Source organism: Qipengyuania pacifica (assembly GCF_019857205.1).
In the GTDB taxonomy this organism is placed as follows: domain Bacteria; phylum Pseudomonadota; class Alphaproteobacteria; order Sphingomonadales; family Sphingomonadaceae; genus Qipengyuania; species Qipengyuania pacifica.
In genome coordinates this window covers 220,776-246,791 of the sequence record NZ_JAHWXO010000001.1, presented here as the reverse complement: position 1 = coordinate 246,791, position 26,016 = coordinate 220,776, and the positions used below count along the sequence as shown (strand labels likewise).

Genomic DNA, 26,016 nt, shown 5'->3' with positions numbered 1-26,016 from the left:
CCGCGCCGAGCGGCCAAGGGAACTCGCCCGTCCATTCGAACGAAGAGACTTATCATGTCGCGCATTTGCGAACTCACCGGCAAGGGCCGCCAGGTCGGTCACAATGTGAGCCACGCCAACAACAAGACCAAGCGGGTCTTCCTGCCCAACCTTCAGAACGTGACGCTGATGAGCGAAAAGCTCGATCGCAGCTTCAAGTTCCGCGTGTCGACACAGGGCCTGCGTTCGGTTGAACATAATGGCGGTCTCGACAATTGGCTGCTCAAGACCAATGACGACAAGCTTTCAGCCAACGCGCTCAAGGTGAAGCGCGAGCTGAAGAAAGCTGCCGCCGCCTCTTAAGGCATGGCGTTGCGCCTCGGCGCAGCAGCTTGAAAGAACGAAAGGCGCGCGGGACTACTCGCGCGCTTTTTCGCGTCTGTCCCAGCGTAGCTTGAGCAGCAGTGTGCGCTGGATCGCCATGAAATTGTCGTCGGAAATCAGCCAGACGAATTGGCCGTCTTCGTCCGTGGTGACGGCAATGCCCTCATAATTGTCGCGCGGAATCGCATCCCCGAATTCGGCGAGCAGGCGTGTGGGGATGGATCCATCGGCGTTGCGCCGGTCGATATCGATCTCGACAATTGCCGTCTCGAATCCCGGTGGAATGGACCAGGCAAGACGGCGCAGCAGGAGCAGTGCCCGGCCGCCGCCAATCGGGGTGGCATCGACCGGGCTGTAACTTTGCGGAATGTCGATCAACACGCTTTGCGGGCGCTTGTCCTCGATCGGGTCGGTCGCAAATATCAGCGCTTCGTGCTCACGCCCCATCCAGCGCTGGGCACTCTCCTCGATCACCAGAAAGCGGCCGTCGCTCAAGCGCGCCAGCGATTCGGCGCCGCCATTGCCTTCCCAATTGCGCATCTGCGGTGGCCGGACTTCGGCATTTCGGCGATGGTCGGCATCGAAGCGGACGATGGCTTCGCGGAACTCGTATCCCCCCCACAGGATGCCAGAGCTCGGATCGATGGCCAGCGATTCCAGATCGCGGCTTTCTTTCGGGCCGTCATTCGCATCGTCGAACGAACTCAGAACTGCTGGCAGATTGCTGCGGTCGGGACGGCCAAATATCAACTTCTGGCCGGTGTCGCTCCCGGCCAGAAAGCGCTCCTTGTCCAGTACGACCAGCGCCGAAAATCCACCGAACTGAGCCCTGTCGCCCGTCAGTTCCCACCCGGCCATCAAAGTGAATGGACCGCGCTGCGATTGCGTCACGTCGATCGGCTCGAGGGTGGCGAACCGTTGGAAATCCTGTGGGGGCTCGGCTGTACGAAGCCAGGTTCCGGGCACGATGGCCGCAGTCAGCAGGGCGGCCAGGACAAGACGCGTCGGGCGCATGGGAAAGGTGCTCTCCTGATTGCGCCGTTGTGCGCGTCACGCGCTCAGCGCATCGGTCCGGTGAACAGCAGCGGATCCAGTCGGGCATTGCGCCATTTCAGGCTCCAGTGCAGGTGCGGCCCGGTGGCGCGGCCGGACGAGCCGACATCGCCGATATGCTGCCCCTGCCTGACGCGATCGCCTTCCTTCACATAGAGGCGGGAGGAGTGCAGAAACGCGCTGTTGAGCCCCTGTCCGTGATCGATAATCAGCAGATTGCCTTCGAGGCTGTACCCTTCGACTGCCAGCACCACGACACCGTCTGCCGGGGCCACGTAGGGTACGCCATTGCCAGGCGCGATATCGATCCCGGAATGATAGCTGCCCGGTTCGCCGCGATACACCCGCTGCGAGCCGAACCGGCCCGAAATACGCCCCGTTACCGGCCAGATGAAATCCTGCGTCCAGCCGGTGCTGCCCGTGTCCTTCAGCCGCGCATCCCAGATCGCGTCCAGTTCAGGCTGGCGGATTTTCATGAAAGCGGCCGACGCGCCGCCGGGCGTGCGCGCTGCATTTATATGCTCGATATTCCATGCCCGCGGCGCAATCGTAAGGGGGCTTTCGATCATGCGCCCATCGGCCAGCCGCGCTGTCAGTGTCATCGCTGCCGGCGCATCGCGATTGAAGGCGGCGAAGAACCGCCCCTCGTCATCGAAGGTCAGCTTCTCCTCGCCCAGCTTCGCTTCCCTGGTCCCGCCGGGCACGGTCCCGCGCATCCAGCCGCCCTGTTCCAGTTCGCCGTCGAAGGTAAACACGGCGGGCCGCGAGGGCGTGGGCGTCGGGGAAGGCGCAGGCACGGGCGCGGCGCGCACCGGCTGCACCACTTCGGGCGATGCCGCCCGCTCCGGCCCTGCCGATGGCACACAGGAGGTCGCAAGCAGAAGAAGCGGCGCGACCCTCGCGTAACTCACGGCGCCAGCCGCTCCGTGGCGAGCTGCGCGCTGGCATAGGGCTCCTGATACTCCACCGACCAGTAGCGCAATTCGTCGAGCGCGATCGGCACCCCGCTCATCGCGCAGATTACGTGGCTTCCCGGGCGCAGCACCCGAAAGCCCGAAGGCCCGTACTGCAGCTTGGCCTCACCATTCGAGGGCGAAGAATTCTTGTTCATCAACATGGCGCGAATCCTAGCAGGTCCACCTTAACCGAACAAATCTTCCTGCTTGGGGGCAGTTCCGGACCTCGCCGGCTTGCGGCGCGGCGCTGTAGGCGCTGCCGCTCCACCGGTCGAAACGTCGAGATCGCCGTCGCGAAACTTCAGCGTCAGCGCCGCTTCCTTTGCCGCGCCCACCCTGTCGGTGATGGTCCTGCCCTCCGCATCGGTGACCCGGACATAGCCGCGCGCCAGCGGGCGGTCGGGATGCAGTTGCTCCGCCAGCCGCCCCAGCGCCGCCAGCCGCTCGCGCCGTTCGGCCAGCGGACGTTCGACCAGGGCAGGCGCCAGCTTCTGTCCCGCCAGCGCACGCTGCGCCTCGCGCAGGTTGCGTTCCAGCACCGCAGGCGCAAGGCGGAGGTTGGACAGCCTCTCCCGCCCCTGGGCCGCGCGGTCGCGCAGGCCCCGCCGCAGCCTCTCGGCCAGATCGTCGAGCCTTTGCGCATGCGGCTCTAACAGCGCCTCCCGCTTTGGCAGACGGTCCGCCCGTGCTTGCAGCCGCTCCCGGCCAAGCTGCACCGGGCGCAGGATCGCCCGCTTCTTGCGTGCCTCGAAATCCGCCAGCGCCGCAGCCAGTTCCGCTCGCACCGGCACTGCCATTTCGGCTGCCGCGGTGGGCGTCGGCGCGCGGCGGTCCGCGGCATAGTCTGCCAGAGTGGTGTCGGTTTCATGCCCCACCGCGCTGATCGTGGGGATCGGGCAATCGGCGATGGCGCGCACCACCACTTCCTCGTTGAAGCTCCACAGATCCTCGATCGAACCGCCTCCGCGCGCCACGATGACGAGGTCGGGGCGATCGGCATGGCCCTGTGGCAGGGCGGAAAACCCGCGCACCGCGCCTGCCACCTGTTCTGCCGCGCCTTGGCCCTGCACCAGCACCGGCCACACGATCACACGGCTCGGGAAACGGTCTGCCAGCCGGTGGAGGATATCGCGGATCACCGCCCCCGTGGGCGATGTAACCACCCCGATGGTTCGCGGCAGATAGGGCAGCGGCCGTTTGCGCGCGGGATCGAACAGCCCTTCTGCCTCGAGCCTTGCCTTGGTCTTTTCCAGCAGCGCCAGCAGCGCCCCTTCGCCGGCCAGCTCCATCCGTTCGATCACGATCTGGTATTTCGAGCGCCCCGGATAGGTCGTGATCTTGCCCGTCGCCACGACTTCCAGCCCGTCTTCCGGGCGGAACGGCAGGCGGCCCGCATTGCCGCGCCACATCACCCCGTCGAGCACGGCGTTCTCGTCCTTGAGCGCGCAGTACATATGCCCGCTCGCAGCCCGCTTCACGCCCGACAATTCGCCGCGCAGCCGCACGAAGCCGAACCGGTCTTCCACCGTTCGCTTGAGCGCCTGCGATATTTCGCTCACCGTCAGCGGCTCGGCGTTGTCGCCTGCGTAGGGCTTCGCTACCAAGCTCGCATCATCTGAATCTGACGGGAAATCGGCGGTCATGAATATCCTTTTGCTCGGCAGTGGCGGGCGCGAACATGCTCTTGGCTGGAAACTGGCGCAATCGCCGCTGTGCGACAAGCTGTGGGCGGCGCCCGGCAACCCGGGCATAGCACAGCTTGCCGAATGCACATCCCTCGATGCGACCGATCACGATGCCGTTATCGACTTCGCGAAGGACAACGCCATCGGCCTCGTCGTGATCGGCCCCGAAGCGCCACTGGTCGACGGGCTGGCCGATTCGCTGCGCGCAGCCGGGATCGATACCTTCGGTCCCTCGAAACTGGCCGCCCAGCTCGAAGGGAGCAAGGGCTTCACCAAGGAATTGTGCCAACGCGCCGGCATCCCCACCGCGCGGTATGAACGCTGCACCTCGCTGGAGGCTGCGTGGGGCGCGCTCAAGCGGTTCAAGCCGCCCTTCGTGCTCAAGGCTGACGGTCTCGCCGCAGGCAAGGGCGTGGTCATCGCCGAAACATACGAACAGGCGCAGGAAGCGCTGGGTGAGATGTTCGATGGCAGGTTCGGCAGCGCCGGCAGCGAAGTGGTGATCGAACAGTTTCTTACCGGCGAGGAAGCCAGCTTCTTCGCGCTGACCGACGGCACGGCCATCGTCCCCATCGGCACTGCGCAGGATCACAAGCGCGTGGGCGAAGGCGACACCGGCCCCAATACCGGCGGCATGGGCGCCTATTCCCCCGCCCCCGTCCTGACCGATGCCCTGCAGGCGCAGGTCATGCGCGAGATCGTGGAGCCGACCGTGCGCACCATGGCAGCCGAAGGCACGCCCTATTCCGGCGTGCTCTATGCCGGCCTGATGCTCACGAAAGACGGCCCCCAACTGATCGAATACAATGCCCGCTTCGGCGATCCGGAATGCCAGGTGCTGATGATGCGGCTGGAAAGCGATCTCGTCGAACTCATGCTGGCCTGTGCGCAGGGGCGGCTGGCCGAGGTCGACGCGCCCAAACTGTCCGATGATTTCGCGCTGACGGTGGTCATGGCGGCCGAAGGTTATCCCGATACGCCGAAGAAGGGCGGCCGGATCGATCTTGGCGAGGCCGAGGCCAATGGCGCCAGGGTCTTCCATGCAGGCACGAAGCTGGATGGCGATACGCTGACCAGCAGCGGCGGCCGCGTCCTCAACGTAACCGCCCGCGGCACCAGCGCCACCGAAGCGCAGGCCAGAGCCTATGCCGCGGTGGACGCCATCGACTTTGCCGACGGTTTCTGCCGCCGCGACATCGGCCAGCGCGAGGTGCGGCGGGAGCAGGGATAGGTCTAGGCCGCACTTTCCCTTCGTTCGGCCCGCTGCGGGAGAAGGACGATAAGTAATACGATCGCCACCGCCAGCACCAGAGATGCAATGGGGCGGCTAAGCTCCAGCCCTCCATGCGCCACTGGCTTGTCGAGAAAGTCACCCACTACCGCACCGAGGGGCCGTGTCAGAACGAAGGCGATCCAGAACAGCGTCACACGGCTGACCTGCGTCCAGAAATATGCCGCTGCGACGAGCGCCAGCAGGCTTCCGAAAATCACTGCGGCACCGAGATAACCCAGTCGGCCATCGGCGACCCAGTCGCCCAGCGCCGTCCCCAGCGTCTGTGAAAAAGTGATCGTCAGCCAGTAATAAAGCTCGGCACGCGGCTCGTGTACGGTGCCGACCGATATACTGCCTAGCGCCCTGCGCCAGACCAGTAGCGAGGCAACAACCATCGCCAGCAAGAGCGCGGAGCCGCCCGGATAGCCGATACCGAGCGAGCGAGTAGCGAAATCGGCCAGCGTCGTGCCCGCGGTCGTGGAAGCGATGATCGTGGTCCAGTAAAGGAAGGGATGGAACCGCCGCGCCCTGATTTGCGCGGCGACAAGCAGCGCCAGCAGTCCTCCGAACAGGGCCGTTCCCACAAGATACCCGTCGAACCCCGACTGACCGGCGTTTGCGGTCGTCTCGCCCAGCCAGCTCATGCTGACCGTATCGCCCATCGTTTCCCCGAAAGTGGTGGCCAGGATCTTTATGATCCAGAACCCCAAAGTGACCGCAGGCACTTTGGCCAGCGCATCTTTCACTTGATCGTTCATTCCTTTACTCCTGACGCTCGATGCGTGCGGGAGGGGTAAGACCGGCGCGCCGGATAAGGCCATAAGCGGAAGTCCAAAACAGCCATGACCAGCCAAAGTGCCATGTCCCGGAAGGCGGCCGATCGCGACCTCATCCCCATTGCACTCGTCATTGCCGTGCAATTCATTGCTGTGGTGTATTTCCTCTACGACGCGGTGCGCGAAGAAGCCGGCGTTCCCGCCATGCTCGACCTTCTGGTGGGTCTGGCGCTTTTCGCCGGAATTGCATTCGGCGCGCTGGCGATCCAGCGCCTGCGCGCCGAAGCACATCGACGCGAAGAAGTGCTCGCTATCGCGCGTGGGGCGCTGGGCGAGTTGATGCACAAACGCTTTGCCGAATGGAAATTATCGCGTGGCGAGGCCGAGGTCGCTCTGTTCGCCCTCAAGGGCTGCTCGATCGCCGAGATAGCCGCCATGCGTGGCTCGTCTGCCGGAACAGTCCGGTCCCAGCTCAGCCAGGTCTACACCAAAGCCGAGGTGACCGGCCAACCGATGCTGATGTCGCTATTCCTCGACGATCTGCTCGACGAACCGGCCAGGTTGGCAGACTGAGGCGCAGGCCTCAGCCCAGCTTATCGGCCATCAGCGCTTTCAGATCCACTTCCGGCCGCGCGCCGTAGTGGGAGATGATTTCGGCGGCGCAGATCGAGCCCATGCGCAGGCAGGTCTCTAGGTTTTCGCCGCGGGCATGGCCGGTCAGGAAGCCTGCCGCAAAAAGGTCGCCTGCACCGGTGGTGTCGATCACCTTTTCGACCGGCTCGGCGTTGACTTCGGCGCGCTGGCCATTGGCGATACCGACGGCGCCCTTGGCGCTGCGGGTCGCGACCAGCACCGGGATCTTGCCGTCGAGCGCGGCGAGGCCTGCTTCGAACTCGCTTTCGCCCGTCAGCGTCGCCAGTTCGGTTTCGTTGACGAACATGATGTCGATCAGGCCTTCCTCGATCATCTTGCGGAAGTCATCGCCATGGCGATCGATCACGAAGCTTTCCGAAGCGGTGAAGGCGACCTTGCGGCCGGCCTTGCGCGCAACTTCGATCGCACGGCGCATTGCGCTGCGCGGCTCTTCCGGATCCCACAGATAGCCTTCGAGATAGAGAATACCCGCGCTGGCGATGAGCTCGTCATCGAGCGCGGCAGGCGGCAGGAACTGGCTGGCGCCGAGGAAAGTGTTCATCGTGCGCTCGCCATCGGGCGTCACGAAGATGAGGCAGCGTGCGGTCGAGGGCTGGCCGTCGCGCGAAGGCGTGTCGAAATCGATACCGACGGCGCGGATGTCGTGCGTGAACACATCGCCCAGCTGATCCTTGGCTACCTGGCCCACGAAGGCGCACTGCGCACCCAGCGCGCTCATGCCTGCCAGCGTGTTCGCTGCCGAACCGCCCGAAATTTCCCGCGCCGGGCCCATCGCTTCGTAAAGCCGCTGCGCGCCGTCTTCGTCCACCAGCGTCATCCCGCCCTTGTTCAGATCGAGCTCGTCGATCAGCTCTTCGGTGCAGGGGGACATTACGTCGACGATGGCATTGCCGATGGCGATCACGTCGTAGCGGGGTTCGGTCATGGATACTCCGGGAGGGATTTCGGTATGTCGGGCGCCGTTAGCGGTTCGTCGCCCGCGCGCCAAGGGCGGCGTTGACTTGGAACGGCGGCGCGCGCATCCCCCGCCTCGCATGAATTCGCTGCCAGCCGCCCTCGCCCTGTCGCTACGCCAGCTCGGCGACCGGGCGATCCTCGGCGTCCTGGTCAAGACCGCCTTGATAACGCTCGGCATTTTTCTTGCCGGCGGCGCGGCGCTTTATGTCGGGGTGGAACGGGCGATCGACAGTTTCACCCAGGCCGATACATCTGCATTCGGTGCCCTTGTTGCTGCAGTCGGCATGATCATCGCAGGCTGGTTCCTGTTTCGCGTGGTCGCGCTGTTCGTCCTCCAGTTTTTCGCCGAAGACGTCGTGCGCGCGGTGGAGGCGAAACATTATCCTCACACCGCGCATGGCGTACGCGACATCCCTTTCACCGAAGAAATCGGCAATGCGCTGCGCTCGCTGGTGCGCACCGTGCTGGCCAATGCCGCGGCTTTGCCGGTCGCCGCGCTGCTGCTTTTCACCGGGATCGGTGCCGCCGCCGTGTTCTGGGCGGTGAACGCCTTCCTGATCGGGCGCGAATTGCGCGACATGGTATGGATCAGGCATCGCAGCGATCCAGCAGAACGCGCCCCCATGGGCGGCGTGAACCGCTTCCTGCTCGGCGGTGTCGTGGTCGCGCTTCTCGCTGTCCCTTTCATCAACCTGCTCGCCCCGATAATAGGCGCTGCCGCCGCGACCCACATGGTCCACCGCGCCCGACAGAGAGTTCCGAATGCGTAAATCTGCCCTCCTCCTGCTCCCCCTTCTCGGTGCCTGCGTCAGCACGCCCTCACCCTCTGGCCCCGGCCCGTCGCGTCCATCTGCCGGCACGCCGCCGCAGCAGGTCCGCCCCGCGCCGACGACGCAGGCCTTCCGCGCCCCGCGCATCATGAACATGCCAGGGCTGGAAAATGTCATTGGGAAGAATGAAACCGCGCTCGCCAATCTCTTCGGCGCACCGCGGCTCAATGTGAAGGAAGGCGACGCGAGGAAACTGCAGTTCGCCGGCGATGCCTGCGTGCTCGACGTCTATCTCTACCCGCTTCAACCGCGCGGAGAGCCAAGCGCCACCTATGTCGATGCCCGGCGGGCAAGCGACGGCATCGATGTGGACCGCGCCGCCTGTGTGCGGGCGCTCAGGCGGTAGGGACCGAATTGCGTACGGCTGGGACGCCGCGCTCCGGCCGCAGACGCCGGTAGCGATTTACCCGGTCATCAGACCATGAAGCTCTCGCCGCAGCCGCAAGCGCCCTTGGCATTGGGATTTTCGAACACGAAGCCGGCGGTGAAATCGTCTTCCACCCAGTCCATCGTGCTCCCGATCAGATAGAGGACGCTGGCGCCGTCGATGTAGAACACACCGCCCGGGGTCTCGATCTTCTCGTCGAATTTGGTTTCCTCGCTGACGTAGTCGACCGAATAGGCCAGACCCGAGCAGCCGCGGCGCGGGGTCGACAGCTTCACGCCGATCGCATCTTCGGGAGCCTTGGCCATCAGATCGGCAACGCGCTGCTCGGCGGCGGCGGTCAGGATCACGGCGGCCTTCGGTGCGGAGCGGGTTTTCGTTTCGGTATCGCTCATAGCATTCCTAACTCCAGCCGCGCCTCGTCGGTCATCTTGTCCGGGCCCCAGGGCGGATCCCAGACCAGATTGACTTCGGCATCGCGGACACCCGGCACGCTGGCAGCGCGCAGTTCAACTTCGCCCGGCATGGTTTCGGCCACCGGGCAGTGCGGCGTGGTCAGCGTCATGGTGACGGTCACGTCGCTTTCGTCATCGACCTCCACGCCGTAGATCAGCCCCAGATCGTAGATGTTCACCGGGATTTCCGGATCGTAGATTTCCTTGAGCGCGGAGATCACGGCCTCGTACAGATCGCCTCCGGGCGCACCTGCGGGCACGTTCTCCGGCTTCTTCTGCAGGAACCCTTCCAGATAATCGCGCTTGCGCTCCATCGTCTCGCGCGGGGATTCTTCCGTATCGACGGCATCCTCCACCCGCGCACGCGGGGGCTTGCCGCCTGAACTGTCGGCAGGCGCCACATCACCCGGCAGGGGCGCCGCGATGAAATCAGTATCGGTATTCGTTTCTTCGCTCATCCGAAGATCCTCTGGGTACGTTCGATGCCGCGCAGCAGGGCAGCAATGTCGCTTTCGTCGGAATACAGCCCGAAGCTTGCGCGGGCGGTGGCGGGGACGCCGAGATGGTCCATCAGCGGCTGCGCACAGTGATGTCCAGCCCGGATCGCGACATGTTCTTCGTCCAATATGGTGCCCAGATCGTGCGGGTGAACCCCCTCCATCGCAAAGCTGACGATGCCGGCGCTCTCTTCCGGCCCGAACAGACGGATCGAATTGTGTGCAGACAGTGCTTCACGCAGTGTTCGGGCGAGCTGACGCTCGTGATCATACGCTTGATCGACACCCATATCATCGATGTATTCGATCGCCGCATGCAGCGCGATCGCTTCCGTGATCATCGGCGTGCCGGCCTCGAACCGCTGCGGAGGCGGGGCGTAAGTGGTCTTTTCGAAGGTAACGCGGTCGATCATCGCCCCGCCGCCCTGCCACGGGGGCATGCCATCGAGGATCTCTTCGCGTGCCCACAGCACGCCGATTCCGGTGGGCCCGTAGATCTTGTGTCCGGAAAAAGCGTAGAAATCACAATCGATTGCGGCCATGTCGAGCGTCATGCGCGGCGCCGCCTGGCATCCATCCAGCATCAGCTTCGCACCGACCGAATGCACCAGATCCGCCGCGGCCCGCGCATCGAGCACGCTGCCAAGGACGTTGGAAACATGCGCCAGCGAAACCAGCTTGGTTCGCGGCGTGAGGATCGCTTCGAGCGCACCGAGGTCGATCTGGCCGTCTTCCGTCAGCGGACAGACATCGATCTGCGCTCCCGTACGCTCCGCCACCATCTGCCAGGGTACGATGTTGGAATGATGCTCGAGCGTGGACAACACGATCCGGTCGCCCTCGCCGATATTCACCATGCCCCAGCTTGCAGCGACCAGGTTGATCGCTTCTGTCGCGCCGCGCACGAAAACCACTTCGTTCTCGCTTTTCGCGCCGATGAACTCCGCAACCCGCCGCCGGGCGGATTCGTAGCCGAGCGTCATCTGCGCGCTGCGCCCGTACACGCCGCGATGTACCGTGGCATAGTCAACGCCGAGCGCGCGGCTCATCGCATCAACCACCGCCTGCGGCTTCTGCGCGGATGCCGCTGTATCGAGATAGTGCCAAGGCTCGCCATCGGCCGTGACAAGTCCCGGGAAATCGGCCTTGCGGGAAAGGACGGCTGTATCGCTCACAGGTACTTGTCCACCTTGTCGAGCGCGACTTTCATCAACTCCTCGCGCTTCGCCTCATCCGCCAGCGACACCAGCGCATCGCCAAGAAAGGCCTGCACCAGCAGACGGCGAGCCACATCGGGCGAAAGCCCCCGCGCCGCCATATAGAAGCGGGCCGTTTCATCGAGCTGGCCGACGCTGGCGCCATGCGCGCATTTCACGTCGTCGGCAAAGATCTCGAGCTGCGGCACGGCATTCACGCTGGCGCCCTTTTCCAGCAGCAAGCCTTTGAAATCCTGCGCTGCGTCGGTCTTCTGCGCATCGCGAACCACATCGATATTGCCAAGGAAATTCCCGGTGCCATGCCCCCAGTGCACACTGCGCACGGTCTGGTTGCTGGTCGCTTCGGCCTGGGCATGGATGGTACGCGTGACGAATTCGCGCACCGTGTCGCGCCCGCCAACCGTAATCCCGCCGAATTCGAAATGCGCGCCCTTGTTCAAGGTCACCTCGATTTCGAGGCGGGCGTATTCGGCCGAGGCAAGCACGGCGAACAGTTCACACGTCGCGCCTTCGCCGACGGTCACGCGCCAACGATGCAATTCCGTCGGGTTGCTGGCGCCGTCGGCAATCACCAGTATCTCGCGAAAGCTATCGCCAGCCTCGACTTTGATCTCGCGCCAGTCGTCCAGTGCTTCGCCCTGCAGCCTCTCGACCGCGGAATAGCGCCAGGCTTCATCCTTGCGGGTAGGAAGGGTTGCAGTCGTCACGATTTGGTCCTTTCCGCGGCCAGTCGGGCGATGGCAGCGTCTTCGTATTCGTCGAGACAAGGCTTGGTCCCGGCCAGCATCGCGTTGAACTTATCGCGCTTTTCCAGGCGGGAAACGTCGGAAGACATCAGCTTGTCGATCCGCGGCTCCAGCGGCTTGATGCAGGTCAGCATGCCCCCGCACCGGATTGCGTCGAGCTGCTTGTCGCCCGTGCTTTCCTTCGTGCGACACATGAGCCGCCCATTCTCTTTCGTGACGCCGCCCTTCCATGTCTTCAGCTTCTCGCCGATGACGACGATCTGGTCATCGACAGGGTCGGCCGATGGCGCTGCATCCTGTGCATGCGCGGCGCCGGCCATCAGCATCAGTATGATTGCAATGTTTTTCACGCCGCGACCGCCTCATACCCCTCGGCCTCGAGCTTCTGCGCGAGCTCGGGTCCGCCAGTCGTGACGATCCGGCCGCCTGCGAGAATATGCACCTTGGCCGGTGTCACGTAATCGAGCAGTCGCTGATAGTGGGTGATCAGGAGCACCGCTTTCTCCGGCGAGCGCATGATCGCGTTGATGCCGTCGCCGACAACGCGCAGCGCATCGATATCCAGTCCGCTGTCGGTTTCGTCCAGCACTGCGAACCTGGGATCGAGAATGCCCATCTGCACCATCTCTGCGCGCTTCTTTTCGCCGCCCGAGAAGCCGACATTCACATGGCGCTTGAGCATTTCCGGATCGAGCTTGAGCAGCGCGGCCTTGTCCTTGGCCAGCTTGAGGAATTCACCACCCGTAAGCGGCTCTTCGCCCCGCGCCTTGCGCTGCGAATTGAGCGCCTCGCGCAGGAATTGCAGGTTGGAGACGCCGGGTATCTCGACCGGGTACTGAAAGCCCAGAAACAGGCCGGCTGCGGCGCGTTCGTGCGGCTCCATATCGAGCAGGTCGATACCGTTGAACTCGACCGATCCCTGCGTAACCTCGTAACCCGGGCGTCCGCCCAGCACATACGCCAGCGTCGATTTGCCCGCGCCATTGGGGCCCATGATCGCGTGGACTTCGCCCGCGGGCACTTCCAGCGAAAGGCCGTTGAGAATGGTCTTGCCGTCGATTTCGGCGTGAAGATTATCTATTTTCAGCATGTTACTTCCTGTCGTCTCGACGCGGGGCGCGGGGGCGCTTGGGCGTCGGTCCGTATTTCGATTGATGGGCGCGGCGCGCGGTTTCCTTGTCGCGGTAGCGAGCATTCATGGCACCGAAGATCGGCTGCATTGCAGCGTCCACGTCCTCGAGGATAGTTGCTGCTGGTATCCGCAGCACTTCGATGCCGACGCTGGCGAGGCTCTTGTCGCGGCGCTTGGCCAGCGCATCGTTCTGGTCTTCCTCGTCGATCGCTATGGCGAGGCCAAGTGGGTGCGATACGAAATCGAGGATCGCCGAGCCGACCACCGTGTGGCGCGAAAACTTGTATTTCCCGAAATCTTCTTTTGCGAAACGGGCCGCCAGCGCCTTGTGCGCCGGAGAGGAGTGCCGGCGCATTTCGCGGGCGCGGTCGTGCAGCGCATCGAGCCGCTTTTCGGAGATTTCCCAACCGCGACCCTTCTTCTTGATCGCAGGCGCTTCGTCGCTGACCTCTGAGGGATCGCGAAGCTGGAGAGTTTTGCGTTCGGTCACCCCACGCTCCCTTCGAGAGAAATCGCCAGCAGCTTTTGCGCTTCGACTGCAAATTCCATCGGCAGTTCTTTCAGCACGTCCTTGGCGAAACCGTTGACGATCAGCGCCATAGCTTCCTCGTCATCCAGGCCGCGCTGCATTGCATAGAACAGCTGGTCGTCGCTGATCTTGCTGGTGGTCGCCTCGTGCTCGATCTGCGCGCCGGGGTTCTTCACCTCGATATATGGCACGGTATGCGCGCCGCACTGGTCGCCGATCAGCAAGCTGTCGCATTCGGTGCGGTTGCGCACGCCGTCGGCATTGGCCGCCACGCGCACCAACCCGCGATAGGTGTTGTTCGACTTGCCCGCCGAAATGCCCTTGGAGATGATCGTCGAGCGGCTACCCTTGCCGTTGTGGATCATCTTGGTGCCGGTGTCGGCCTGTTGGTAATTGTTCGTCACCGCGACCGAGTAGAATTCGCCCACGCTGTCTTCACCGTTGAGAACGCAGCTGGGATATTTCCACGTAACTGCGCTGCCGGTCTCGACCTGTGTCCAGCTGATCTTTGACCGCGCGCCCTGGCAGAGGCCGCGCTTGGTGACGAAATTGTAGATCCCGCCCTTGCCTTCCGCATTGCCGGGATACCAGTTCTGGACGGTCGAATACTTGATCTCGGCATCTTCCAGCGCGACCAGTTCGACCACGGCAGCGTGCAGCTGGTTCTCGTCGCGCATCGGTGCGGTGCAGCCTTCGAGATAGCTGACGTAGCTGCCCTTTTCGGCAATTATCAGCGTGCGCTCGAACTGGCCGGTATTTTCGGCATTGATGCGGAAATAGGTGCTGAGTTCCATCGGGCAGCGCACGCCTTCAGGCACATAGACGAAGGTACCGTCCGAAAAGACCGCACAGTTGAGTGTCGCGAAGAAATTGTCATGCTGAGGCACGACCTTGCCCAGCCATTTTTTCACCAGTTCGGGATATTCCTTGATGGCTTCGCTGATCGACAGGAAGATGACGCCAGCCTTCTTCAGCTCTTCGCGGAAGGTGGTGGCGACAGACACGCTGTCGAATACTGCATCGACTGCGACCTTGCGCGCGCCCTCGACACCGGCAAGCACTTCCTGCTCCGCCACAGGTATGCCGAGCTTGTCGTAAACCGCCTTGATGTCCGGATCGAGCTCGTCGAGCGAGGCGAGCTTTTCCTTCTTTTTCGGTGCCGCGTAATAATAGGCGTCCTGGTAATCGATGGACGGATAGCCGAGCTTGGCCCAGTCCGGCTCTTCCATTTCCTGCCACAGACGAAACGCTTTCAGCCGCCAGTCGAGCATCCATTCCGGCTCGCCCTTCTTGGCGCTGATGAACCGGACGGTGTCTTCACTAAGGCCCTTTTCGGCGAATTCGGTGTCGATTTCAGCCGACCAGCCGTGTTCGTATTCGGCGGCCTTTTCGGCAGCTTCCTTCGCTTCGCGATCCTGAATGTCGATATTTTCGCTCATGCAATCTCTCTTGTGCGGGCCAGCTGGGTCAGCGGAATCGCCGCCAGCGCGCCTCGCAACGCTTCGTTGACGACCGGCCAGTGAGGTTTGACGGTGCAGTCATGTTCGACAGAACAGTCCGTGCCTTCGACGCAGGCGGTCAGTGCGATTGGTCCTTCGACCGCCTCGACGATGTCGGCAACGGTAATCGCCGCGGCAGGTCGTGCCAGTTGCAGCCCGCCGCCGGCACCGCGCGTGGATCGCAGTAGCCCTGCAGCAGACAGCTTGCTTACCAGCTTTTGCACCGTCGGAACCGGCAATCCGGTCTCGGCGGCCAGCTCTGCCGCACTGGTGCGTGCACCGCCGCAATGGCGGGCAGCGGCACTCATCGTGACCACGGCATAATCGGCAAGGTTAGAAAGGCGCATATCAAATCGGACCAAATCGTTCCGATTGGTCAGCTAAGAGGCTTGCCTGGCCATTTCAACGGAAAACGCCTTGCTGCGAGTCGTTATCAATCGCCCCCATCGCGAGGTGTCGCATTCTCCGTGCGCGCGGTCGCGGCGAACGGATCGAGCGGCGTCCGACCATCAGGGCCCAGCAGATAATCGGCAAACGATCCTGCATTCTGCTGAAGACCCTTGGGAGTGAGCCCGGTGAAGTAGCGGATTTCCTTGATCATATGCGCCTGATCGTAAAACGCGGCCTGGATACCCGTTTCGATCGGCTCGGGTATGTCGGGCCGCAGCATATGGGCCGCCGCGCGAATGGCGCGGAACCGGCGGGCGAGCCTTACCGGCGACTGCCCGAAAAACCGCGCTACCAGCCGTTGTGCCTGGCGTTTCGAATAGGGCAGCGTCGCATAAAGGTCATTGATGTCCGGACGGATCGAGCTTGCCAGCCATTCGACTGTTCTTTGAATTACGGCCATCTGCCTGTTCGGCAACGGTCTTAGCGCCTTTCTGGCAACATCGCACATGGCGCCCGCCAGTCCCGCGTCGTTCAGCGTCCCGGCGTGCCAACGCGGTATCAGCGCTGTCAGTTCGTCGCTCAATCGTTCGCCCAGAACGTAGTCGGGTTCGAGAAAGCGATCCTGATGTTCGTCTACCGCAAGGCCTGTCAGCGTAGCCCAGCCCAGATGGTTCAGCGAAAGGCCGCATACGAACGCCGGGCCTTCAACCATGATTCGCCGCGACTCGCCCATCGGGGCAAGGAAACTGGCCACGCCGGCATCTTCCAGATCCCTTGAGCCGAACTGCATCCGACCGCGTCCTTGTGCGATCACAACCATCTGACCTGAATAGGCCGGTATGTGATCGTCGATCACGGTCTCGGCGGTACGCCAGACATATATCCCGTTCAGATAAGGCGCGAGATCAGTCGGCAGATCGAGATATTCGAGCGAGTGCGGAGGGTCGTCTTTTTGCAGTCGCGACAATACCTTCCCCCCGAAGTCCCAACTTTGCGGCCCCCTCGTATAATTACGCAGACGGGCTGCAATTCGTAATCACACCACTGTGCGAAGCGCCACCAAATATGGAAGCGGGCGACAAAAAAAGGGGGTAGCCCGTTAAGGCTACCCCTTTGAAGTCGAGAACTCGTTGCAGAAATGCTCCGAGCCCTTCGGGTCGCAAGGATGTGTTAGATCGAATCTCCGCGGGTTGATTGTATGCAAGCGACAGACCTTCCCGAAGCGGCCCACTTTTTCTCGGATTCGGCGCCCGCCAAGCGTCATGAAGCGTCTCGACATGGTATCTGCGCCGCGCCATGGCGCAGGGCATGATATTCGATCTGGCCCGCCCACTGCTCTTCAAGATTGATCCCGAGCTTGCCCACCGCCTTACTGTGAGGGCGCTTGCCGTTTCGCCCCGGGCCGGTCCGCCAAAAACAGGCCCCCTCGCAGTCGAGGTGGCAGGGCTGCAGTTTCCCAATCCGCTCGGAATGGCCGCGGGTTTCGACAAGGATGCGGAAGTACCCGACCAGCTCTTGGGTCTGGGTTTCGGATTTGCCGAAGTCGGCTCGATCACGCCTCGTCCGCAAGCTGGCAACCCCAAGCCGCGGCTGTTCCGGCTGGTGGAAGATCGGGCAGTCATCAACCGGATGGGCTTCAACAATCGCGGAGCCGATGTTGCCGAAACCCGGCTCGTAAGGCGATCGGGACGCCCTGGCATCGTCGGCGTGAATATCGGCGCCAACAAGGACAGCGAGGACCGGATCGCCGATTACGAAGTCATGGCGCGAACCATGGCGCCGTATGCTTCCTATCTCGCGGTCAACATATCGAGCCCCAATACGCCGGGCCTGCGGGCACTGCAGGACGAAGATGCCTTATCCGGCCTGCTGGACGCCGTGATCGATGCGCGCGGCGCGAACACCGTGCCCATTTTCCTCAAGGTGGCACCGGATCTGGAGCCAGCCGATATCGACGCTATTTCGCGGATCGCGATCGACAAGGGGCTGGGCGCTCTGATCGTGTCCAACACAACCATTTCACGCCCCATCCTCAAGTCGCGCCAGGCTGGTGAAACCGGCGGGTTGTCCGGTGCACCCTTGCGCGACCTTGCCCAGCAGCGGTTGCGCGATTTCCGCCGGGCAACCGGTGGGGCCGTGCCGCTCATCGGTGTCGGCGGCATTGCCGATGCGGCCGACGCCTGGGCCCGCATTCGCGCCGGCGCCAGTCTCGTCCAGCTCTACAGCGCAATGGTCTTCGAGGGGCCGGGGCTACCGCGCAGAATTCTGAAGGGTATGGAGCAATTGATGCAGCGCGACGGCTTCGCTTCAATTGCCGAAGCGGTCGGAAGCGAATAGCACCATGCGCATGACCAGAACCTTATCCACATCGCTACTCGCGCTGGCGCTTGCCGCCTGCACGACGAATAGTCCGCTTTCTTCGACGTCTACAGACGCGCCTCGCAATCTGGCTGGCGCTGTATCGGCCGCTGACCCACGCGCTCAGGCAGCGGGTGAAGAGATGCTCGCCCGTGGCGGCAGCGCAACCGACGCGGCAATCGCGGTCATGCTGGCACTGGGCGTCGTCGAGCCGCAAAGTTCGGGCATCGGCGGCGGCGGGTTCATGGTCCGCGGTACGGCAGACGGGTCGGTCGGCACGTTCGATGGACGTGAGACTGCGCCTGCCAGCGCCACGCCCGATTGGTTTCTGGATGAAAACGGTCAGTTGCCGCCCTTCATCGAATCGGTACGCAGCGGATTATCCGTCGGGGTACCAGGCAATATCGCTTTGGCCGCCAAAGCACATGCCGCCTACGGAAAGCTGCCCTGGGCCAGCCTGTTCGAGCCCGCGATCAAGCTCACGAGGCAGGGTTTCGAAATGAATCCGCGCCTTAACGGAATGCTCGAGTCAGCCAAGAACCGCTCCGCACACTCGGCACAGGCGCGCAGTATTTTCTTCGATGCCGAAGGTCAGCCCCTGCCGGTGGGCACCGTTGTGAAGAACGAACAGCTTGCCCAGACGCTTGAGACGATCGCCAGGCGTGGCCGTGCAGCCTTCTATTCAGGAGACACGGCCCGCGCGATCGCAACGACCGTCGCCAGCGACACGCCGCATGCTGATGCAATGACCTATGGCGATGTCACCTCTTACGACGCGAAAGCGCGCGATGCCGTGTGCGGAAGCTATCGCGAATACCGCGTCTGCACCATGGGGCCGCCGACCTCGGGCGGGGTGGCTGTGCTACAAATGCTCGGTCAGCTTGAGCGTTTCGATCTTTCCGCGCTCGGGCCGCGCAATCCTGTCACGTGGCACCTCTTCGTGGAATCCCAGCGGCTCGCCTATGCGGACCGCGAACTTTATCTTGCCGATACCGATTACGTGTCGGTGCCAGTGTCCGGCCTGCTAGCACCCGATTACATTACCAAGCGCAGTGCGCTGATCCACGAGCGCGGCACGCTTGCCCAAGCCGTTGCGGGCGTGCCTGTCGGCGCATCGACGGCATTGGCGGATGGCGACGAACCCGAAGAACACGGGACCACGCATTTCGCTGTGGTCGATGCCGACAATACCATGGTCAGCTATACGTCGACTGTGGAAGGGCCGTTCGGATCGGGCCTGATGGTGGGCGGATTCTTTTTGAACAACGAGCTCACCGATTTCAGCCGTTCGCCCGAGATTGACGGCAAGTTGGTCGCCAATCGCGTGGAAGGCGGCAAACGCCCGCGCAGTTCCATGTCCCCGACAGTGGTTTGGGATCCCCAAGGCAGGCCATTCCTCGCGATCGGCGCTGCGGGCGGCAGTACCATCCCCGTCCAGACGGCACGTAGCATCATCGGCGCGATCGATTTTGGCTTATCGGCAGAGGAGATGCTCGGCCTGCCGTTCATCATGGCCTATGGCGACCGCGTTATGCTCGAAAAGGGTACTTGGCTGGAAGGCGCACAGGCTGCGTTCCGATCACTGGGCCACAAGGATGTGTTTCTTCAAGAAGCGCCAGTCAAAGGCGGCGCCGTCTTATATGGAGCGTCCGGGTGGCAGTCCGCGCGTGACCCGCGTCTTGCCGGACAGATCGAGGCACCCTGAACACTGGTGCAGACCAACTTGCCGATGTCAGGGCAGGGGCCTAAGCCCGGCACATTGTTAAATAATGACGTGCGTTGAGGAGCCTGCCGTGCTGTCGGATATCGATTCCGCCAACAATCTTGTCGAACTTTTCCTGAAACGTGCTGACGAAAAGGGCGATCTGCCTTTTCTCGGCGCGAAATCGGGCGGGGTGTGGCAAACGACAAACTGGAGTGCAGCAGCCGAGCAAGTTTGTCTGCTGGCGGAAAGCTTGCGGGAACTGGGCCTGAAGAATGGCGACCGCATCTGTCTCGTCGCCGAGAACCGGCCCGAATGGTGCATCGCAGACTTGGCCATCATGGCAGCGGGGTGCATCACCGTCCCGACATACATCACCAACACAGAACGCGATCACGTTCATATTCTCGACAATTCAGGTGCCAAGGCGGTGATCGTCTCGACCGAAAAACTGCTGAGGCCGCTCCACGGTGCCTTGCAGGCGACGGGCGTCGCTGAACATGTCATCGGCATAGACGATCTGCACCGTCAGCAGTCCGGGAGCTTCGCCTATCACAAATGGGATCGCATGCTCGAGGGCGATGCGAGCGCGGCGCGCCGGGCGGTAGATGAGAGGATCGCAAGGGTTGGGCGCGGCGATACCGCATGCATCATCTATACGAGCGGCACAGGCGGAGCCCCACGCGGCGTCATGCAGCACCATGGCGCAATCTTGTGTAATGTCGCCGGCGCGGCCGAAATTCTCATGGAGGATTTCGGAATCGAGCAAGACGAGCGCTTCTTATCCTTCCTGCCACTGAGCCACGCCTATGAACATTCTGGCGGTCAGTTCTTGCCCATCGCGGTCGGCGCCCAGATTTACTATTCCGAGGGACTGGAAAAGCTCGCCAGCAATATCGAGGAAACGCGCCCGACCATCATGGTCGTCGTTCCGCGCTTGTTCGAGGTCTTGCGCACCCGAATACTCAAGCAGGTTCAGAAGCAAGGCGGCCTTGCCGAAAAGCTCATGAACACAGCTCTCGAGGTCGGTGAACGCCGCGCTTTGGGCAATCCGAAATTCGGCGACCAATTGAAGGATTTCGCGGTCGCTCGTTTGTTGAAACCCAAAATCCGCAAGCGTTTCGGGGGGCGCATGAAAGCGATGGTGTCTGGTGGCGCGCCGCTCAACCCCGACGTCGGGATATTCTTCGAATCGATGGGGCTGACCATGCTTCAGGGCTATGGGCAAACCGAAGCAGGGCCTGTCATAAGCTGCAACCGGCCCTCCGCCGGCATTGCCATGCATTCCGTCGGCCCGGCCTTGCGCGGTGTAGAGATCAAGATCGCAGAGGATGGAGAAATCCTCTGCCGCGGCGAACTCGTCATGCATGGATACTGGCAGAACGAAGGCGAAACTGCGCGGACGATCCAGGATGGCTGGCTGCACACCGGCGATATCGGACACCTCGACGACAAAGGCCGGATTGTCATTACCGACCGCAAGAAAGACATGATCGTCAACGACAAGGGTGACAATATCGCGCCGCAAAAGGTCGAGGGCATGCTGACGTTGCAGCCCGAAATCGGTCAGGCAATGGTGGCCGGCGACAGAAAGCCATACATTGTCGGCCTGATTGTGCCCGACGCGGAGTGGACGCTTGAATGGTGCCAGGCCCAAGGCAAGCAGTTCGATTGCAAGCAACTTCAAGAACTGCCTGAATATCGTAATGCTGTGCGCGCTGCTGTGGACCGTGTTAACAAGGATTTATCGGTCGTGGAGAAGGTGCGCCAATTCGCTTTTGCCGACGAGCCTTTCACCATCGAGAACGAAGAAATGACACCCTCCATGAAAATCCGTCGCCACAAGATCAAGGAACGTTATGGCGAACGGATGGATCGCCTGTATCGCGCGTGAAGCGCGAAACAGGCTCGACGGCAGGAGGCGGTCGGTGCGTAATTATCTACGCTGCAGTTCACGCCTGATTTCTGGGGATTTCAAGCGGCTTCTTCAATAAACTCCGGATAGAAGCTTGGTTCGCGATCGCTCCATCCAGGAGCAGTCGCCGCGGCTTCGCTGATACTTTGCAACAGCATCTTGCGCCGGTCCGGCCGGATTTGCGGCAGCGCGGCAGCGGCACAGAACGCACTTGGCAGCCAAGGTCGCGCATCGGCCGAAATCAGCCGTTCGTAAAGAAAGCGAAACGCCGAAAAACTGTCTATGCGCTCCTGCGCCAGATCGAACGCCGCGACGCGCGTCAGTTTGCCGACAAACCCTTCGATGCTGTCGAAACCCGATTGCTCCGGAATGGACTGCCGTAATGCTTTGAGTTCCTGGTAAGCGACATACTGGCTGCGAATGGCCGCGTTTTCACCTGCGTTGCGACCCCATATGCGGAACGCGTCACAGCGACCCAGTCCGATATCGAGGCTGCGGCGGATGTAGCGCTGTTCGGCGGCGGTAAAGCCAGCAAACTCGCGCATTTCGGCAATGGTCAGCGAAGCGGTTCCCGTGACAGCCATGATGGCGTTCCCCCTGTTACAAGAAGGAGTTTCACCCAAGATGGTTAACAAGCGGTTTGCGCAGTCGAAATTTCACCGCAGCGAGCCAACTGTTGTGCCACATGCCTGCGATTTGAAGACGGGGAAGGGGTTCACCTTTGAAAAGGTCAAGTTCCGCAGGGCAGCCCTTCTCGTGTTAGATAAGGCCCGCGAGCGGGCTCGACGGGTCGGCATATTTGCGGGTGCCCATGCGCCCGGCAAGATAGGCATCGCGGCCCGCTTCGACCGCCAGTTTCATGGCACGGGCCATGCGGATGGGATCCTTGGCTTCGGCAATCGCCGTGTTCATGAGGACACCGTCACAGCCAAGTTCCATCGCCACTGCGGCATCAGAGGCAGTGCCAACACCAGCATCCACCAGCACCGGAACGTTTGCGCCTTCCTTGATCAGGCGAATGGTCACGCGGTTCTGAATGCCCAACCCGGATCCGATTGGTGCACCCAGCGGCATGACCGCAACTGCACCGGCATCTTCCAGCTGTTTGGCCGCGATAGGATCGTCGACGCAGTAGACCATGGGCAGAAAACCGTCCTTGGCGAGCGTCTCGGTCGCAGTGAGAGTTTCGCGCATATTCGGATAAAGAGTGCGCGCTTCGCCAAGCACTTCCAGCTTCACCAGATCCCAACCGCCCGCTTCCCGCGCCAGGCGCAGCGTACGGATTGCGTCATCGGCGTTGAAACAACCGGCCGTATTGGGGAGATAAGTGACCTTCTTGGGGTCAATATAATCCGTGAGCATCGGCGCCTTCGGGTCGCTGACATTGACCCGACGAACGGCGACGGTAACGATTTCGGCACCCGAGGCTTCCAGCGCGGCGGCGTTCTGTTCGAAATCGCGGTATTTCCCGGTTCCGACGATCAGACGGCTGGTAAAGGTTCGCCCCGCGACGGTCCAGCTGTCGCTTTGCGGTTCGACGCCTTGGCCGCCGCCGACGAAGTGTACGATTTCCAGATTATCGCCTGAGGCAATGGTGTGTCCGCCCAGTTCGCTGCGCGGCGCAATCGTGCCATTATGTTCGACCGCGACCTTTGCGGGATCGAGATCGAGCTCACGCACGAGTTCGGCGATGGTGGTAGCGGCAGTTCGGCGGGTTTCGCCATTTACGGTCAGGGCAATCATGCCGCCCGACTTAGTCCCCGCAGCGATCCTTGCAAGCGGCGGAATGAACATGACGCAGATTGAGTATGTGACCAAGTGACACGAGCGCCACGCCGATGATCGTCAAAACGGCTTCCTTGATGCCATGCGGAACGGCCAGCGCACCGCCCATGAAGGTCAGGCCCGTCATCGCGACCACAAAGGGTGCGGCAACACGATGCCGCACCGCGCCCCAACCGATGGCAACACCGGCAATGAGGGTCGCAGCGACGAGGCCGATCCGATGGACATCGGGCGCAAAGAATAACTCGCCCCCGATACCGAAGGCCGACACAAGCAGGATCGAGAGCACGCAATGCACCGCACATGCCGCGGAAAGAAAAATCCCGGCACGGTCAAGCCTCCGACGAATCGGCGAGATTGCGCGTTGCAACATGACATTGCAGTTATGTTATGGTGTATCCTATTTCAAGGGAAACCGTCCGCGCCCGGCATCTTTCCTGTCTTTTGCGCGAACCGAGCGAACACTTTCCCTATTAGCGCTTGCACTGCGCGAATGGCGGAACCAGAGACGCTAGCCATGTCCAAGATTAGCAAGCATGCGCGCCCGAATGCGTTGGCCACCTGGCTCTTCATCGTCGCAGCCATGGTGGTTTTGATGGTTGCGGTGGGCGGCATTACGCGCCTGACCGAAAGCGGGCTATCGATCACACAGTGGAAGCCGATCACCGGTGCGATCCCGCCGCTTTCGGAAACCGCGTGGCAGACGGAATTCGACCTCTACAAGGCGACGGGCGAATACAAGAACGTGACCGGACCAGCGGGAATGGATCTGGAGGCGTTCAAGTTCATTTTCTTCTGGGAATGGTTCCATCGTCTTCTAGGCCGCCTGATCGGTCTCGCGTTCGCGCTCCCGCTCGCTTGGTTCTGGGTCAAGCAGGCGATTCCCTCGGGATATAAGTGGCGGCTCGTTGCTTTGCTGGCGCTGGGCGGTCTGCAGGGGGTGTTCGGCTGGTTCATGGTGCGCAGCGGCCTTGCCGGTACGATGACCGATGTGAGCCACTTCTGGCTTTCCATCCATTTGCTGACTGCATTCTTTACGCTTGGCGGTCTGGTCTGGACTGCGCTCGACCTCAAACGACTCGCTCACGGCCAGAGGAAACCATCCCGGTGGACCGGCCTGGCCAGCGTCGTCGGCGCCATCCTGTTCGTCCAGTTACTTCTCGGCGCCTGGGTCGCCGGCCTCAATGCCGGACTGGCATCGGACACCTGGCCGCTGATGCAAGGTCGCCTCGTTCCAGAATTCGGCAGTTCTCACGGAGCGCTCTGGGCAGTCACGCATGACCCCTTCCTGCTCCACTTTCTTCACCGCTGGTGGGCCTGGATCGCGCTTGTCGCACTGATCGTCTTGGCAAGAAGAGTTAAGCCGGTGGAGCGGAAGGCTTCCGTCGCGATACAGGCGGTCGTGGGAACGCAGATCATTCTCGGCATCATCACGGTTCTCACTGGCGTCGCCCTCTGGGTTGCGGTGGCACATCAGGTAGTGGGCGCCTTGCTAGTGGCGAGCTTCGCATGGGGCGTTCATGCGTTGGGCAGACGGACCTGACGGCGAATTATGCCCGCCAATAATGGCTGGGCATTGCTCTCCTGTAGCCAGGACGACGCGGATGTGGCTCGGGGCGGTATAGTTCCAAGGTAGAATTCCGGACTCTCGAGCCTTTAAATCCACTTGTGGTTTTATTTTACCTCACTCGAGAACCGCGGAATTGCTTGACTAACGAGCGATCTCCAGCCATTTGGCGCGCGCTTCGCGGGTCCACAACTGGGGATTCGCCGATTGGCGCCACCGCCTTTTTGGGGTGGGGCACGAACACTAGGAACGGAAACCAGCCATGAAGGCTCTTACGAAGGCCACCCGGTCGATCAAGCCGGCCGAGGTCGAAAAGAAGTGGCACATCATCGACGCCGAAGGTCTCGTCGTCGGTCGTGTTGCGGCGATCATCGCCAACCATCTGCGCGGCAAGCACAAGCCGAGCTACACTCCGCACGTCGATTGCGGTGACCATGTTGTCGTCATCAATGCCGGCAAGGTGAAGTTCACCGGCAAGAAAATGAATGACAAGGTTTATTACAAGCACACCGGTCACCCGGGCGGCATCAAGGAAACTACTCCGGCCAAGGTGCTGGAAGGCAAGTTCCCCGAGCGCGTGCTTGAAAAGGCTGTCGAACGCATGATTCCGCGCGGCCCGCTTGGCCGTGCGCAGATGCGTGCGCTGCATGTATTCGCCGGCACCGAGCACCCGTATGACGGCCAGAAGCCCGAAACGCTCGACGTTGCCTCGATGAACCGCAAGAACAAGGTTGTCGCATAATGGCCGACGAAACCAAGAACGAAACCGTTTCGGATCTCGCCGATCTGAAGGACATCGCCGGTGACGCGCCTGAAGGCGACGCTTCCGATATCGCGGCAACTGCCGACGTTCCGCTGCGTGAGCAGGAACTGGACAAGGAAGGCCGTGCGTATGCAACCGGCCGCCGTAAGGATGCGACTGCCCGCGTGTGGCTCAAGCCCGGCAGCGGCAAGGTCATCGTCAATGGCAAGGACCAGGAAGTGTACTTTGCACGTCCGACGCTGCGCCTGATCATCGACCAGCCTTTCACGATCACCGATCGCCAGGGCCAGTACGATGTCGTCGCCACCGTCAAGGGCGGCGGACTTTCGGGACAGGCAGGCGCCGTGAAGCATGGCATCAGCCAGGCTCTGACCAAGTACGAACCGGCCCTGCGCAGCACCGTCAAGGCTGCTGGCTTCCTCACCCGCGACAGCCGTGTGGTCGAGCGTAAGAAGTACGGCCGTGCCAAGGCACGCCGCAGCTTCCAGTTCTCGAAGCGCTAAGCTTTATTCGATCTTTGGATCACCAG

Annotated in this window: 30 protein-coding genes; 11 read left to right on the top strand and 19 right to left on the bottom strand. The window is 62.2% G+C overall.

Annotated features, from left to right (window positions below):
• Positions 1–54 precede the first annotated feature (54 nt).
• Entirely contained in the window at positions 55–342 is a 288-nt protein-coding gene (rpmB, locus tag KYK83_RS01345) for a 50S ribosomal protein L28 (protein ID WP_103025201.1), read from the top strand.
• Between the two features lie 54 nt (positions 343–396).
• On the opposite strand, the gene KYK83_RS01340 is transcribed toward rpmB, so the two are convergent.
• From KYK83_RS01340 to xseA, 4 genes are read right to left on the bottom strand one after another with little or no spacing between them, the layout of a single operon-like run.
• Positions 397–1,377 (bottom strand): esterase-like activity of phytase family protein, encoded by a 981-nt coding sequence (locus tag KYK83_RS01340; protein ID WP_222826926.1) that lies wholly within the window; start codon positions 1,375–1,377, stop codon positions 397–399.
• Between the two features lie 44 nt (positions 1,378–1,421).
• On the bottom strand, positions 1,422–2,327 hold the full coding sequence (locus KYK83_RS01335; RefSeq protein ID WP_222826925.1) for a M23 family metallopeptidase: 906 nt from the start codon (positions 2,325–2,327) through the stop codon (positions 1,422–1,424).
• Positions 2,324–2,533: a DUF2093 domain-containing protein gene (locus KYK83_RS01330; RefSeq protein ID WP_196847237.1), complete on the bottom strand. Its 210-nt coding sequence runs from the start codon at positions 2,531–2,533 to the stop codon at positions 2,324–2,326. Before KYK83_RS01330 ends, KYK83_RS01335 begins: the two co-directional genes overlap by 4 nt.
• A 24-nt stretch (positions 2,534–2,557) precedes the next feature.
• Positions 2,558–4,015: an exodeoxyribonuclease VII large subunit gene (xseA, locus tag KYK83_RS01325; protein ID WP_222826924.1), complete on the bottom strand. Its 1,458-nt coding sequence runs from the start codon at positions 4,013–4,015 to the stop codon at positions 2,558–2,560.
• On the opposite strand from xseA, the gene purD reads away from it, so the two are divergent.
• Positions 4,014–5,288 (top strand): phosphoribosylamine--glycine ligase, encoded by a 1,275-nt coding sequence (gene purD, locus KYK83_RS01320; protein WP_222826923.1) that lies wholly within the window; start codon positions 4,014–4,016, stop codon positions 5,286–5,288. The two genes, xseA and purD, sit on opposite strands and share 2 nt — an antisense overlap.
• A gap of 2 nt (positions 5,289–5,290) precedes the next feature.
• Here purD and KYK83_RS01315 read toward each other — a convergent pair whose 3' ends face one another.
• Positions 5,291–6,088, bottom strand: coding sequence for a COG4705 family protein (locus KYK83_RS01315; RefSeq protein WP_222826922.1), 798 nt, complete (start codon positions 6,086–6,088; stop codon positions 5,291–5,293).
• A gap of 84 nt (positions 6,089–6,172) precedes the next feature.
• On the opposite strand from KYK83_RS01315, the gene KYK83_RS01310 reads away from it, so the two are divergent.
• The gene (locus KYK83_RS01310) at positions 6,173–6,679 is read left to right on the top strand and encodes a helix-turn-helix transcriptional regulator (RefSeq protein WP_248284183.1); all 507 of its coding nucleotides are present in this window, start codon (positions 6,173–6,175) and stop codon (positions 6,677–6,679) included.
• A gap of 10 nt (positions 6,680–6,689) precedes the next feature.
• Here KYK83_RS01310 and KYK83_RS01305 read toward each other — a convergent pair whose 3' ends face one another.
• Entirely contained in the window at positions 6,690–7,685 is a 996-nt protein-coding gene (locus KYK83_RS01305) for an adenosine kinase (RefSeq protein WP_222826921.1), read from the bottom strand.
• A gap of 109 nt (positions 7,686–7,794) precedes the next feature.
• Here KYK83_RS01305 and KYK83_RS01300 point away from each other — a divergent pair, with 109 nt between their 5' ends.
• Positions 7,795–8,487: an EI24 domain-containing protein gene (locus KYK83_RS01300; protein WP_222826920.1), complete on the top strand. Its 693-nt coding sequence runs from the start codon at positions 7,795–7,797 to the stop codon at positions 8,485–8,487.
• Positions 8,480–8,893: a hypothetical protein gene (locus KYK83_RS01295; RefSeq protein ID WP_103024775.1), complete on the top strand. Its 414-nt coding sequence runs from the start codon at positions 8,480–8,482 to the stop codon at positions 8,891–8,893. The genes KYK83_RS01300 and KYK83_RS01295 overlap by 8 nt, the downstream gene beginning before the upstream one ends.
• 68 nt (positions 8,894–8,961) lie before the next feature.
• On the opposite strand, the gene KYK83_RS01290 is transcribed toward KYK83_RS01295, so the two are convergent.
• The 10 genes from KYK83_RS01290 to KYK83_RS01245 all read right to left on the bottom strand — a co-directional run bounded on the left by KYK83_RS01290 (position 8,962) and on the right by KYK83_RS01245 (position 16,364).
• Positions 8,962–9,327 (bottom strand): HesB/IscA family protein, encoded by a 366-nt coding sequence (locus KYK83_RS01290; protein ID WP_222826919.1) that lies wholly within the window; start codon positions 9,325–9,327, stop codon positions 8,962–8,964.
• Positions 9,324–9,845 (bottom strand): SUF system Fe-S cluster assembly protein, encoded by a 522-nt coding sequence (locus KYK83_RS01285; protein ID WP_103024773.1) that lies wholly within the window; start codon positions 9,843–9,845, stop codon positions 9,324–9,326. Before KYK83_RS01285 ends, KYK83_RS01290 begins: the two co-directional genes overlap by 4 nt.
• Positions 9,842–11,059, bottom strand: coding sequence for a cysteine desulfurase (locus KYK83_RS01280; protein WP_222826918.1), 1,218 nt, complete (start codon positions 11,057–11,059; stop codon positions 9,842–9,844). The genes KYK83_RS01285 and KYK83_RS01280 overlap by 4 nt, the downstream gene beginning before the upstream one ends.
• Complete coding sequence (locus KYK83_RS01275; RefSeq protein WP_346729397.1) at positions 11,056–11,808, bottom strand: SufD family Fe-S cluster assembly protein; 753 nt, start codon at positions 11,806–11,808, stop codon at positions 11,056–11,058. The genes KYK83_RS01280 and KYK83_RS01275 overlap by 4 nt, the downstream gene beginning before the upstream one ends.
• Positions 11,805–12,197, bottom strand: a complete 393-nt coding sequence (locus KYK83_RS01270) for a hypothetical protein (protein ID WP_222826917.1) — start codon at positions 12,195–12,197, stop codon at positions 11,805–11,807. Before KYK83_RS01270 ends, KYK83_RS01275 begins: the two co-directional genes overlap by 4 nt.
• Complete coding sequence (gene sufC, locus KYK83_RS01265) at positions 12,194–12,937, bottom strand: Fe-S cluster assembly ATPase SufC (protein WP_103024770.1); 744 nt, start codon at positions 12,935–12,937, stop codon at positions 12,194–12,196. The genes KYK83_RS01270 and sufC overlap by 4 nt, the downstream gene beginning before the upstream one ends.
• A 1-nt stretch (position 12,938) precedes the next feature.
• Positions 12,939–13,469, bottom strand: coding sequence for a DUF559 domain-containing protein (locus KYK83_RS01260; protein WP_222826916.1), 531 nt, complete (start codon positions 13,467–13,469; stop codon positions 12,939–12,941).
• Positions 13,466–14,947, bottom strand: a complete 1,482-nt coding sequence (gene sufB / locus KYK83_RS01255; protein ID WP_222826915.1) for a Fe-S cluster assembly protein SufB — start codon at positions 14,945–14,947, stop codon at positions 13,466–13,468. Before sufB ends, KYK83_RS01260 begins: the two co-directional genes overlap by 4 nt.
• Positions 14,944–15,354 carry an SUF system Fe-S cluster assembly regulator gene (locus KYK83_RS01250; RefSeq protein ID WP_196847973.1) on the bottom strand — a complete coding sequence of 137 codons (411 nt, stop codon included), beginning with the start codon at positions 15,352–15,354 and terminating at the stop codon, positions 14,944–14,946. The genes sufB and KYK83_RS01250 overlap by 4 nt, the downstream gene beginning before the upstream one ends.
• Positions 15,355–15,440: 86 nt before the next feature.
• On the bottom strand, positions 15,441–16,364 hold the full coding sequence (locus tag KYK83_RS01245; RefSeq protein ID WP_222826914.1) for a helix-turn-helix domain-containing protein: 924 nt from the start codon (positions 16,362–16,364) through the stop codon (positions 15,441–15,443).
• Between the two features lie 341 nt (positions 16,365–16,705).
• Here KYK83_RS01245 and KYK83_RS01240 point away from each other — a divergent pair, with 341 nt between their 5' ends.
• The 3 genes from KYK83_RS01240 to KYK83_RS01230 all read left to right on the top strand — a co-directional run bounded on the left by KYK83_RS01240 (position 16,706) and on the right by KYK83_RS01230 (position 21,351).
• Positions 16,706–17,734: a quinone-dependent dihydroorotate dehydrogenase gene (locus KYK83_RS01240; RefSeq protein ID WP_222826913.1), complete on the top strand. Its 1,029-nt coding sequence runs from the start codon at positions 16,706–16,708 to the stop codon at positions 17,732–17,734.
• A gap of 10 nt (positions 17,735–17,744) precedes the next feature.
• Positions 17,745–19,460, top strand: a complete 1,716-nt coding sequence (ggt, locus tag KYK83_RS01235) for a gamma-glutamyltransferase (RefSeq protein WP_222826912.1) — start codon at positions 17,745–17,747, stop codon at positions 19,458–19,460.
• Between the two features lie 64 nt (positions 19,461–19,524).
• A complete protein-coding gene (locus tag KYK83_RS01230; RefSeq protein WP_222826911.1) occupies positions 19,525–21,351 on the top strand; it encodes an AMP-dependent synthetase/ligase in 1,827 nt (608 codons plus the stop codon).
• 80 nt (positions 21,352–21,431) lie between these two features.
• Here KYK83_RS01230 and KYK83_RS01225 read toward each other — a convergent pair whose 3' ends face one another.
• From KYK83_RS01225 to KYK83_RS01215, 3 genes are all read right to left on the bottom strand, one after another.
• The gene (locus KYK83_RS01225; protein ID WP_103024763.1) at positions 21,432–21,956 is read right to left on the bottom strand and encodes a hypothetical protein; all 525 of its coding nucleotides are present in this window, start codon (positions 21,954–21,956) and stop codon (positions 21,432–21,434) included.
• A gap of 175 nt (positions 21,957–22,131) precedes the next feature.
• Positions 22,132–23,115 (bottom strand): sulfur carrier protein ThiS, encoded by a 984-nt coding sequence (gene thiS / locus KYK83_RS01220; protein ID WP_222826910.1) that lies wholly within the window; start codon positions 23,113–23,115, stop codon positions 22,132–22,134.
• Positions 23,116–23,125: 10 nt separating this feature from the next.
• On the bottom strand, positions 23,126–23,530 hold the full coding sequence (locus tag KYK83_RS01215; RefSeq protein ID WP_103024761.1) for a MerC domain-containing protein: 405 nt from the start codon (positions 23,528–23,530) through the stop codon (positions 23,126–23,128).
• A gap of 144 nt (positions 23,531–23,674) precedes the next feature.
• Here KYK83_RS01215 and KYK83_RS01210 point away from each other — a divergent pair, with 144 nt between their 5' ends.
• The 3 genes from KYK83_RS01210 to rpsI all read left to right on the top strand — a co-directional run bounded on the left by KYK83_RS01210 (position 23,675) and on the right by rpsI (position 25,990).
• Positions 23,675–24,700, top strand: coding sequence for a COX15/CtaA family protein (locus KYK83_RS01210; RefSeq protein WP_222826909.1), 1,026 nt, complete (start codon positions 23,675–23,677; stop codon positions 24,698–24,700).
• 286 nt (positions 24,701–24,986) lie between these two features.
• On the top strand, positions 24,987–25,466 hold the full coding sequence (gene rplM / locus KYK83_RS01205; protein ID WP_103024759.1) for a 50S ribosomal protein L13: 480 nt from the start codon (positions 24,987–24,989) through the stop codon (positions 25,464–25,466).
• The gene (rpsI, locus tag KYK83_RS01200) at positions 25,466–25,990 is read left to right on the top strand and encodes a 30S ribosomal protein S9 (RefSeq protein ID WP_103024758.1); all 525 of its coding nucleotides are present in this window, start codon (positions 25,466–25,468) and stop codon (positions 25,988–25,990) included. Before rplM ends, rpsI begins: the two co-directional genes overlap by 1 nt.
• Positions 25,991–26,016: the final 26 nt, after the last annotated feature.

What these genes read in the sequence shown, in the direction of transcription:
- KYK83_RS01210 (WP_222826909.1), top strand. Translation starts at nt 23,675, where the DNA reads ATGTCCAAGATTAGCAAGCATGCGCGCCCGAATGCGTTGGCCACCTGG.
- KYK83_RS01230 (WP_222826911.1), top strand. Translation starts at nt 19,525, where the DNA reads ATGACGTGCGTTGAGGAGCCTGCCGTGCTGTCGGATATCGATTCCGCC.
- ggt (WP_222826912.1), top strand. Translation starts at nt 17,745, where the DNA reads ATGACCAGAACCTTATCCACATCGCTACTCGCGCTGGCGCTTGCCGCC.
- KYK83_RS01240 (WP_222826913.1), top strand. Translation starts at nt 16,706, where the DNA reads ATGATATTCGATCTGGCCCGCCCACTGCTCTTCAAGATTGATCCCGAG.
- purD (WP_222826923.1), top strand. Translation starts at nt 4,014, where the DNA reads ATGAATATCCTTTTGCTCGGCAGTGGCGGGCGCGAACATGCTCTTGGC.
- KYK83_RS01285 (WP_103024773.1), bottom strand. Translation starts at nt 9,845, where the DNA reads ATGAGCGAAGAAACGAATACCGATACTGATTTCATCGCGGCGCCCCTG.
- sufB (WP_222826915.1), bottom strand. Translation starts at nt 14,947, where the DNA reads ATGAGCGAAAATATCGACATTCAGGATCGCGAAGCGAAGGAAGCTGCC.
- rplM (WP_103024759.1), top strand. Translation starts at nt 24,987, where the DNA reads ATGAAGGCTCTTACGAAGGCCACCCGGTCGATCAAGCCGGCCGAGGTC.
- sufC (WP_103024770.1), bottom strand. Translation starts at nt 12,937, where the DNA reads ATGCTGAAAATAGATAATCTTCACGCCGAAATCGACGGCAAGACCATT.
- KYK83_RS01315 (WP_222826922.1), bottom strand. Translation starts at nt 6,088, where the DNA reads ATGAACGATCAAGTGAAAGATGCGCTGGCCAAAGTGCCTGCGGTCACT.
- KYK83_RS01225 (WP_103024763.1), bottom strand. Translation starts at nt 21,956, where the DNA reads ATGGCTGTCACGGGAACCGCTTCGCTGACCATTGCCGAAATGCGCGAG.
- rpsI (WP_103024758.1), top strand. Translation starts at nt 25,466, where the DNA reads ATGGCCGACGAAACCAAGAACGAAACCGTTTCGGATCTCGCCGATCTG.
- KYK83_RS01250 (WP_196847973.1), bottom strand. Translation starts at nt 15,354, where the DNA reads ATGCGCCTTTCTAACCTTGCCGATTATGCCGTGGTCACGATGAGTGCC.
- KYK83_RS01340 (WP_222826926.1), bottom strand. Translation starts at nt 1,377, where the DNA reads ATGCGCCCGACGCGTCTTGTCCTGGCCGCCCTGCTGACTGCGGCCATC.
- KYK83_RS01300 (WP_222826920.1), top strand. Translation starts at nt 7,795, where the DNA reads ATGAATTCGCTGCCAGCCGCCCTCGCCCTGTCGCTACGCCAGCTCGGC.
- thiS (WP_222826910.1), bottom strand. Translation starts at nt 23,115, where the DNA reads ATGATTGCCCTGACCGTAAATGGCGAAACCCGCCGAACTGCCGCTACC.
- KYK83_RS01310 (WP_248284183.1), top strand. Translation starts at nt 6,173, where the DNA reads ATGACCAGCCAAAGTGCCATGTCCCGGAAGGCGGCCGATCGCGACCTC.
- KYK83_RS01330 (WP_196847237.1), bottom strand. Translation starts at nt 2,533, where the DNA reads ATGTTGATGAACAAGAATTCTTCGCCCTCGAATGGTGAGGCCAAGCTG.
- KYK83_RS01295 (WP_103024775.1), top strand. Translation starts at nt 8,480, where the DNA reads ATGCGTAAATCTGCCCTCCTCCTGCTCCCCCTTCTCGGTGCCTGCGTC.
- rpmB (WP_103025201.1), top strand. Translation starts at nt 55, where the DNA reads ATGTCGCGCATTTGCGAACTCACCGGCAAGGGCCGCCAGGTCGGTCAC.
- KYK83_RS01305 (WP_222826921.1), bottom strand. Translation starts at nt 7,685, where the DNA reads ATGACCGAACCCCGCTACGACGTGATCGCCATCGGCAATGCCATCGTC.
- KYK83_RS01290 (WP_222826919.1), bottom strand. Translation starts at nt 9,327, where the DNA reads ATGAGCGATACCGAAACGAAAACCCGCTCCGCACCGAAGGCCGCCGTG.
- KYK83_RS01215 (WP_103024761.1), bottom strand. Translation starts at nt 23,530, where the DNA reads ATGTTGCAACGCGCAATCTCGCCGATTCGTCGGAGGCTTGACCGTGCC.
- xseA (WP_222826924.1), bottom strand. Translation starts at nt 4,015, where the DNA reads ATGACCGCCGATTTCCCGTCAGATTCAGATGATGCGAGCTTGGTAGCG.